Annotated in this window: 2 protein-coding genes; both read left to right on the forward strand. The window is 67.4% G+C overall.

All coding sequences use genetic code 11. The features are described from left to right. Nucleotides 1-300, forward strand: a 300-nt coding sequence (locus tag I5I_RS06835; protein WP_036318000.1) for an ABC transporter permease subunit, incomplete at its 5' end; no start/stop codon positions are given. Further along, the gene (locus tag I5I_RS06840) at nt 300-1,358 is read left to right on the forward strand and encodes an ABC transporter permease (protein ID WP_036284938.1); all 1,059 of its coding nucleotides are present in this window, start codon (nt 300-302) and stop codon (nt 1,356-1,358) included. The genes I5I_RS06835 and I5I_RS06840, both read left to right, overlap by 1 nt. Nucleotides 1,359-1,524 lie beyond the last annotated feature (166 nt).

Raw genomic sequence — 1,524 nt, forward strand, 5'->3', positions numbered from 1 at the left:
GCTCGCGCCAAGGGCATGCCCGAGCGGGTGGTCGTCGTCCGCCACGCATTCCGCAACGTGCTGATCCCGATCACGACGCTCGTGGCGACCGACCTCGGCGGGCTGCTCGGTGGAGCCATCATCACGGAGTTCATCTTCGCGATCCCCGGTATGGGTGCGCTCTTCCAGCGCTCGCTGGGTCCCGGTGACCTGTACCCGGTGATGGGCTACTTCATCGTCATCGCCTTCATGGCCATTCTGTTCAACTTCCTTGCCGATCTCGCGTACGCGGCACTCGACCCGAGAGTGAGGGTGCGCTGATGTCCAGCACCATCTCAGAAACCCCCGGCGACGTCGAAGAGCGCTCGATCAGTCAGAGCCGGATCATCTGGCGCCGTTTCCTCTCCCAGAAGGTCGGCCTCATCGCCGCCATCGTCCTCCTGGCAGTCGTGGCCTTCGCCACGAGCGCCGTCGGGCTCGGCCCGATTCCCGGCTGGTGGAAGTACAACTGGTACGACCTGTCGAACAGCGTCAACGGCGGAGAGCCGACTCTGAGCCTGTTCCCGTTCTCGCTCGGCGACCACCCCTTCGGTCAGGACCGCATCGGGCGCGACTATTTCGCGATGACCATGCGCGGCATCCAGAACTCGTTCGTGGCCATGGTGCTGATCACGGGCATCGCGCTGATCGTGGGTGTCACGGTGGGCGCGATCGCGGGCTACTTCCGCGGCTGGGTCGACGCGGTGCTCATGCGCCTGACCGACGTCTTCATCGTGATCCCCGCCATCGTGATCGCCGCCGTCGTCGGTAACTGGGCCGGCGCGGTCGGCGTATGGGTCTTGGGCTCCATGCTCGGGTTCTTCAGCTGGATGGTGATCGCGCGTCTCGTCCGCGGTGAGTTCCTCTCGCTGCGCGAACGGGAGTTCGTCGAGGCTGCCCGCGTGGCCGGCGCCTCCGATGCCCGCATCATCTTCCGGCACATCCTTCCGAACGCGACCGGTGTGATCATCGTGTCGGGATCGCTCCTGGCAGCCGGCGCCATCCTGCTCGAGGCGGCGATCTCGCTTCTCGGCTACGGCATCCGCTCTCCTGACGTCTCGCTGGGTCTGCTCATCGGTGTCAACCAGTCGGCCTTCACCGTGCGGCCGTGGCTGTTCTGGTGGCCGGCGCTGTTCATCGTCACGCTGGCACTGTCGGCGAACATCTTCGGCGATGCCCTCCGCGAGGCGTTCGACCCGCGCAGCCGTCGGTTCTCCCGTCGTCGCACGAAGGAGCGCGCCGACGGTGTCGAGCCCGATGTCGCCGCTCCGACGAGCCTGATGGATGCCGCGGCGCAGAACCCGCGCACCGGCACGCCGACCCTGCAGGATCCGGAGTAAGGCCGGATGCCGTCAGAGGTTCAGCAGCGCCGGAACGGTCGCCGCGGCCAGCAGCAGGCTCAGCGCGAGGGCGGTGACGTGCACGTGCACGCGGGCGCGGTCGCTTCCCGCGCGGCCCAGGGGGATGGCCTCGCTCTCCACGAGCCGATGCCAGCTCCCCGGATGA

This window comes from Microbacterium sp. B24 (assembly GCF_000333415.1).
Taxonomy (GTDB): Bacteria; Actinomycetota; Actinomycetes; order Actinomycetales; family Microbacteriaceae; genus Microbacterium.